We start from the raw sequence: 8,304 nt of genomic DNA, 5'->3' as shown, positions 1-8,304 counted from the left end.
GTCGTCGGCACCGCCTCCTACGCCCTGCGCCAGGCCGACGTCGACGCGGGCGCGCTCGCCAACACCGCCGTGGCCACGGCGACGCCGCCCGTCGGCGCGGCCGTGACGACCCGCGGCTCCTCGACCTTCCCCCTCGCGTCCGCGGGCGCCGTCTCCCTGACGAAGACCGCGACCGTGTCCGGCGTGGGCGGGGTCGGGGACACGGTCACCTTCGACTACGTCGTCACCAACACGAGCGCCGTCACGCTGGCGGGCGTCGGCGTGGTCGACGGCCTCGCCGGGCTAGGGCCCGTGGGCTACGGCGTGTTCCCCGGAGGCACCGAGGGCGTGCTGGCCCCCGGCGAGTCCGTGACGGCCAGCGCCGCGTACACGATCCGGCAGTCGGACGTCGACGCCGGCGTCGTCGCGAGCACGGCGACGGCGACCGGGCGCACCCCGCAGGGCGTGGTCGTCTCGGCGGAGGCCGGCACGACGACCCCGACGGTCGCGGCGGCCCCCGGCCTCTCGACGACGAAGAGCGTCACGCCCGCGGCGGGCGCACGCCTCGGCGACACCGTGCGCTACACGGTCACCGCGTCGAACACGGGCAACGTCACGCTGACGGGCGTAGTCCTGACCGACCCCCTGCCCGGTCTCTCGACCCTGACCCCCGGTGCCTGGCCCGACGGCGTCGCCGGCCGCCTGCTGCCCGGCCAGTCCGTCTCGGCCACCGCGAACTACACGATCCGCCAGGCGGACGTCGACAGAGGGTCGGTCACCAACACCGCGACGTCGACGGGCACCACGCCTGCCGGGGCCCTGGTGTCGGCGCCGAGCGCCCCCCTCACCTCGCCGACCGCCGTCGCGGCTCCGTCGCTCGCGATCACGCAGACGGGCAGCCTCGCCGCCGGCGCCGCGGGCCGTGCCGGTGACGTCGTCACGTGGTCGTCGACCGTCAGCAACTCCGGCGACCAGACCGTGACCGGCATCACGGTCGCCTTCGGCCTGCCGGGGACGTCCACTCCCGTCGTCCGCTGGCCCGGCGCGGTCGGCGTCCTGGCTCCGGGGCAGACGGCTACGGCGACGGCCACCTACACGCTCACGCAGGCCGACGTCGACGCCGGCAGCGTCTCCGACCTGGCGACGACGCGGGGGACCTCGCCCGCCGGCACGGCCGTCGAGGCCTCCGCCCCCGCCACCGTGCCGATCGGCAGCGACGCGCGGATCACGCTCGAGAAGATCGGTCGCATCGCCCCCGGCAGCGCGGGAGAAGAGGGCGACCCCCTGCAGTACGTCTTCACGGTGCGGAACGCCGGGAACGTCAGCCTGACCGGGGTCACCCTCGTCGACGCGCTGCCGGGCGTCGTGGTCGGCGGCTGGGCCTGGCCCGACTCCTCGCGGCCCGGCGAGCTCGCCCCGGGAGCCGTCGCGACGGCCGTCGGCGACTACACGGTGACCCAGGCCGACGTCGACGCGGAGTCCGTTACCAACAGCGCGACCGTGAGGGCGACGTCGCCCGGCGGACAGGTGGTCGAGGGCAGCGCGACCGTCGTCGTGCAGACGGGCGAGCAGCGCGCCGACCTGATCACGACCAAGTCCGCCGTCGTCGAGGGCGACGGCGGGGTCGGCGACGACGTCGTCTACTCGTTCACGGCCGAGAACACCGGCAACGTCACCCTGACCGGCGTCGAGGTCGTCGACGGCCTGCCGGGCCTGAGCCCCGTCGAGTACGTCCTGTGGCCGGGCGCGCCGAACGTCCTGGCGCCCAGGGAGAAGGTCTCCGCGACCGCGACCTACACGATCACCCAGGCGGACGTCGACCGCGGCTCGGTCACGAACGCGGCCCGCTCGGTCGGCACCTCCCCGGCCGGCGTCGCCGTCACCAGCGCCTCCGTCGCCGTCGACACCCCCACGGTGCGCCGTGCCGCCGCGGTCTCCGTCGACAAGACCGCCTCGCTGGCCGGCGACCCCGCCGCCGGCTCCGTCGTCACCTACTCGTTCACGGTGACGAACTCCGGCAACACCACCCTGTACGCGCCGACCGTCGCGGACGCCCTGCCGGGCCTGTCGCCGATCGACGTCGGCGCACTGCCCGCGGTCCTGCGGCCCGCCCTGCTCGACCCGGAGACGGGCGACGTCGTCCGCCCGGCCGACAGCGCCAGCGTGACCGCGACCTACGCGCTCACGCAGGCCGACGTCGACGCCGGGGCGGTCGCGAACTCGGCCACGGTGACGGCCACGTCGAGGCCGACGCCCGGCTCTCCCGTCGACCAGTCCGTCGTCGTCACCTCGAGCGACGCGGCCAGCGTGCCGCTCGCGGCGGCCCCGGGCCTCACGCTCGACAAGCGCGCCACGCTGCCGAGCGGAGTGGCCGCGGCCCGCGTCGGCGACGTGGTCACCTACTCGTTCACGGCCGTGAACACGGGCACCGTGACGCTCGACGGGGTGGCGATCACCGACCCCCTCGCCGGTCTCTCCGCGCTCACGACGACCTGGCCGGGTGACCCGGGCGTGCTCGCGCCCGGGGACACGGCCGCCGCGACCGCGACCTACACGGTCACGCAGGCCGACGTCGACGCGGGTGCCGTGCGCAACCAGGCATCGGTCGTCGGGGCGACCCCCGCCGGCGACGACCTCCTCGTCCTCTCGCCGCAGACGGTGCTCCCGACGGTCGCCGCCGCACCGCAGCTCACGACGTCCGTGGTGTCGAGGGTCGGCGGGCTCGGACAGGTCGGCGACGTCGTCGAGTACGACGTGGTGATCTCCAACGAGGGCAACGTCACCGTCGAGGGCATCGCGCTCGACGCCCGCCTCGCCGGAGGAGGCGCCCTCGCGCCCCTGGCGTACGACGCCTTCCCGAGCGGCACGGCCGGCACCCTCGCCCCCGGCCAGTCCGTGACCGTGCGCACGAGCCACGTCCTCACCCAGGCCGACCTCGATGCGAGCTCCGTCGTCTTGACCACCGTCTCGGCCGGCACCGCCGCCGTCAGCGGCACCTCCGTGACGAGCGCCACGACCAGGACGTCCGACGTCACGGCGGCGGCGTCGCCGTCGATCGCCGTGACCGACGAGGGAGCGCTCGCGAGCGGCGCCACCGGGGTCGCCGGCGACGCCGTCGCGTGGCGCTACTCCGTGACGAACACCGGCAACGTCACCCTCACCGACGTGAGACTGACGGACGAGCTCCTCGTCGACGGCCTCGCCGTGGCGTGGCCCGGTGCGACCGGGCAGCTCGCCCCCGGCCAGACCGCGACCGCCACGTCGACGCACCGCCTGACGCAGGACGAGGTCGACGCCGGCGGCGTGGAGAGCGTCGCGGAGGCGAGGGGCACGTCGCCGGCCGCGACCACCGTGACCGCCAGGACGACCGCCCTCGTCGAGGTGCTCGCCCGCGGCGCCCTCTCCGTCGTCAAGACCGGCGCCCTCGCCGACGGCGCCGAGGGCGGCGTGGGCGACACGGTCGTCTACCGCCTCGAGATCACCAACACGGGCAACGTCACCCTCGACGGGGGCGTCCTCGTGGACGCGCTGCCCGGCCTCGGCACGCCGACGATCACTTGGCCGGTGCCCGAGGAGCCGGGGCTCGTGCCGGTCGGCGCGACCGTCATCGGCGTCGCCGGGTACCCGCTCACCCAGGCCGACGTCGACCTGGGCTACATCGACAACACGGCAGCGGTCCGCGCGACGACGCCCGCCGGCGACCAGGTCGACGTGCCGTCGAACACCGTGCGGGTCACGACGGCCCTGCCCGCGCCCGCGCTCACCACGACCAAGACGGCCACGACCGCCGACGGCGCCGCGCCCGGCGAGGGCGACGTCGTCACGTACCGCGTGACGACCCGCAACACCGGCACCGTCACGCTCACCGGGGTCGCCCTGACCGACTCGCTGCCGGGGCTCTCGCCGATCGTCGTCGACGCGTGGCCCGGCACCGCCGGCGTGCTCGCCCCCGGCGAGGAGATCGGCGGCACCGCGACCTACACGGTGTCCCTCGCCGACGTCGACGCCGGATCGGTCGTGAACTCGGCCGGGGCGACCGGCGTCGCACCCCGCGGCGCGACAGTCGAGTCCGTCCCCGTCGTCGTCACGACGCCGACCGAGGAGGCGTCCCCGGAGATCCTCGTCAGCAACACGGCGGTCCCGCTGCCGGGCTACCGCGGCGTCGCCGGCGACCAGGTGCAGCTGGCCTACACGCTGGTGAACGACGGCAACGTGACGCTCTCGTCCGTCGCCTTCGTCGACGCCCTCGCCGCCGCCTCCTCGCCCACCTACCTGTTCCCGAACGCGGACGGCACGACCGTCCGCCCCGGGCAGGCCGTGACCGCGACCGCCGTCTACACCCTGACGCAGGCCGACGTCGACGCCGGCTCCCTGTCGAGCCTCGTCACGGGCTCGGCCACCTCGCCCCGGGGCGTCGTCCTCTCGGGGACCGCGCCCGCGACGCTCTCGATCGCGCCGGCCCCCGGCCTCTTCATCGACAAGCTCACCGTCGAGCGCGGCAAGGCCTTCGGGCTCGGCGAGAGCATCGACTACACGATCACCGTGACGAACACCGGCACGGTGACGCTGTCGGGCGTGCTGATCTACGACGCGCTCGACGGGCTGTCGCGGCCGGTCGTCACCTGGCCCGGCCAGGAGCGCGTGCTCGCACCGGGGGAGTCGGCGAGGGCCACCGCGTCGTACGTCGTGCGGCAGTCGGACGTCGACCGCGGCACCGTGACCAACCTCGCGAGCGCGTCGGCACAGACCCCCACGGGCGCGTCGGTGCCGACGGTCTCGGACGAGGTCGTCAACCGCACCGTCGCCGCGGCTCCGGAGGTCACCACGACGTCGACCGCGACGGTGGGCGGCACGGGCGCCGGCGTGGTCGGCGACACGGTCACCTTCACCGTGCTGGTGCGCAACACGGGCAACGTCACCCTCGCCGGCGTCACGACGTCCACCCCGCTGCCCGGCCTCTCGGCCCCCGCGACGACGTGGCCGGGCGACGAGGGCGTGCTCGCCCCCGGCCAGGCGGTCGAGACGCGCGCGACCTACGTCCTCACCCAGGCCGACGTCGACCGAGGCTCGGTGGCGCTCGGCGCGACGGGATCCGGCACGGCGCCCGACGGCCGTGTCGTCGACGCGCCCGCGCCGCTGCTCACCGTGCCCACGGCGGCAGCGGCACCCGCCGCCGTCGTCACCGACAGCGGCTCGCTCGCGCCCGGTGCGACCGGCCTCGCCGGCGACGAGCTCGTCTTCACCTACACGCTGGCGAACACCGGCAACACGACCCTGACCGCCGTCGGCTTCACGGACGGCAACGCGGGCGTCGGCGCACCGGCCTACGCCTGGCCCGGAGCCGAGGGAGTGCTGGCTCCCGGCCAGACCGTCACCGCGACCGCCCGCTACACGCTGACGCAGGCCGACGTCGACGCAGGCTCGGTCACGAGCGTCGTCGACGGCACGAGCACCGACCCGGCCGGCGTCGTGCGCACCGCCTCCGCCCCGGCGACCGTCACCGTCGCCCCGGCCCCCGCGCTCACCGTCCTCAAGTCGGCCGAGATCGTCTCGGGCACCGGAGGCGCGGGCGACGTCGTCCGCTACCGGCTCGACATCACGAACACCGGCTCGGTCACCCTCACCGACGGGCGCCTCCTCGACCCCCTGCCCGGTCTCGGCACGCCGCAGATCACCTGGCCCGACCCCGAGCGGCCCGGTCGCGTCGCCGTCGGGGAGACGGTCGTCGGCGTCGCGGACTACGCGCTGACCCAGGCCGACGTCGACCTCGGCCACATCGACAACCAGGCCTCCGTCTCGGCCGTGACGCCCCAGGGCGTCGAGGTCCGCGCCGAGTCGAACACCGTCAGCGTGACGACCGTGGAGCCGTCGCCGGCGCTCACGGTCACCCAGACCGGCGCCGTCCGGGCCGCCGGTGCCGCCGGCGACACGGTCGACTGGGTCGTCGTCCTGCGGAACACCGGCAACGTGACCCTCGAGGGCGTCGCCCCGACGGGCACGCTCGCCGACCTCTCCGACTACGTCGTCGAGTGGCCAGGGGCCCCGGGAGTGCTCGCGCCGGGAGCCGTGGCGACCGCCCGCGCGTCGTCGCCGGTCGAGCAGTCGGACGTCGACGCGGGCTCCGTGACGAACGTGGCCGCCGCCTCCGGCACCTCCGCCCGTGACGGTGCTGCGGTGGTCGGCCCCGACGCCCCGACGACCGTGGCGACGCTCGCCGCGGCCCCCGGCCTGTCGGTCACCAAGACGGCGGCCCTGGCCGACGGCGACCGCGGCGTGGCCGGCGACACGGTCTCGTTCTCGTACACGGCGACCAACACGGGCACCGTGACGCTCACCGGGGTCCAGCTGGTCGACGCCCAGGCCGGCGCCGGGGCCCCGACCTACGCCTGGCCCGGCACGCCCGGGGTCCTCGCGCCCGGACAGAGCGTCACGGCCACGGCCGCGTACACGCTGACGCAGTCGGACGTCGACTCGGGCGGGCAGTCGTCGACCGTCACGGCGACCGGTCGCACCCCCGCGTCGTCGACCGTCCAGGCGACGGCGACGGACGGCGTCGTGCTCGCCGACGAGGCCTCCATGGTCGTCGCGAAGTCGGGTGCCGCCCGAGGTGCAGGAGGCGTCGGCGACGTCGTCGACTACTCGTTCTCGATCACGAACACCGGCGACGTCACCCTCTCGCTCGTCGACCTGGTCGACCAGCTCGGCGGCGTGTCCGACCCGCAGATCACCTGGCCCGGCCAGCCCGGCACGCTCGCCCCCGGGCAGGTCGCCACCGCCACGGCGACGTATGCCGTCACCCAGGCCGACGTCGACCGCGGCAGCGTCGGCAACACCGCCGTCGCGACCGGCAAGCCGCCCGTCGGCGACACGATCAGCGTGAGCTCGCCGCTGACGACGACGACGGTCCAGCCCGCCGCGCCCGGGCTCAGCGTCTCGAAGACCGGCGCCGTCCGGGCCGACGGCGCCCTGCGCGACACAGTCGACTGGACGTTCGTGGTCGCCAACACGGGCAACGTCACGGTGACGGGCATCGACCTCGTCGACGACGTGCCCGGCGTCTCGACGCCCGCCGTCCGCTGGCCGGGCGCCGACGGCGTGCTCGCCCCTGGTCAGCAGGCCACCGCGACCGCCACCTCCGAGATCGGCCAGGCCGACCTCGACCGCGGACAGGTGCTCAACGTCGCGACCGCGACCGGCTCGTTCGCCGGCGTCGCGGTGTCCGCGACGACGGGCGAGGTGTCCACGCCCACCGCCGCCCCGGTCCCCGGGATCGCCGTGACGGACTCCGGCGCGCTCGCCCCGGGCTCGACCGGTGTGGCCGGCGACTCCGTGACCTGGTCCTACCGCGTCACCAACACGGGCACGGTCACCCTCACCGGGGTCGACGTGGCCGAGCGCGTCCCCGGGACGACGGCCCCCGTCGTCGTGTGGCCGGGCGAGCCGGGCGTGCTCGCGCCGGGTGCGTCGGCGACCGCCACCACGACCGCGGTCCTCACGCAGGCCGACGTCGACGCCGGTGCCGTCTCCAGCACCGTCGACACCACGGGCACCGACCGGGCAGGCACCGTCGTGGCCGCCCGCGCCTCCGCCACCGTGCCGATCGCCCCCGCCGGCGCCCTCGTGGTGACCCAGGTCGGCGGCGTCGTCGCACCCGGCATCGGCCAGGTCGGCGACACCGTCGAGTACGTCGCGACGGTCCGGAACGAGGGCAACGTCACGCTCGCCGACGTGGACGTCGCGCTGAGCCTCGCCGGGCTGACCGCCGACACGATCGACTGGCCCGCCGCCCCCGGCGTGCTCGAGCCCGGCCGGTCCGTCCTGGTGCGCGCGACGCTGACGCTGACCCAGGCCGACGTCGACCGGGGCTTCGTCGAGAACACGGCCTCGGCCCGGGGCACGGCCCCCGGCGGCGCCGAGGTCACGGCCGTCGCCGGCGCGGTCCGCGTCGCCACCGTCTCCGCGGTGCCCGGCATCACGACGACGAAGAGCGGCGCGGTCTCCGGCGCCGGAGCTGTCGGCGACCTCGCGACCTTCGAGATCGTCGTCCGCAACACGGGCAACGTGACCCTCACGGGCGTCTCGGTCGCCGACGACCTCGAGGGGCTCTCGCCGCTCGCCTACGGCCCCTGGCCCGGTGCGGAGGGTGTCCTCGCCCCCGACCAGTCCGTCACGGCGACCACGACGATCGTCCTCGACCAGGCCGACGTCGACGCCGGCGGACTCGTCAACACGGCCACGGCCACGGGGACGCCCCCGGGCGGGGCCGCCCCCGTGGGCGACGCCTCCGACCCGGCGCCGGTCGCCGCCGAGGCCTCGCGCCCCGCC

General features: G+C 75.7%; 1 pseudogene. It reads left to right on the top strand.

Going from position 1 to position 8,304, the window contains the following annotated elements:
• Positions 1-8,304, top strand: a pseudogene (locus RWM17_RS09710) (DUF11 domain-containing protein); the annotation flags it as partial.

Origin of the sequence: uncultured Frigoribacterium sp. (assembly GCF_963515265.1) — a bacterium.
Lineage (GTDB): Bacteria > Actinomycetota > Actinomycetes > Actinomycetales > Microbacteriaceae > Frigoribacterium.
This window is presented reverse-complemented; position numbering and strand designations above follow the sequence as displayed.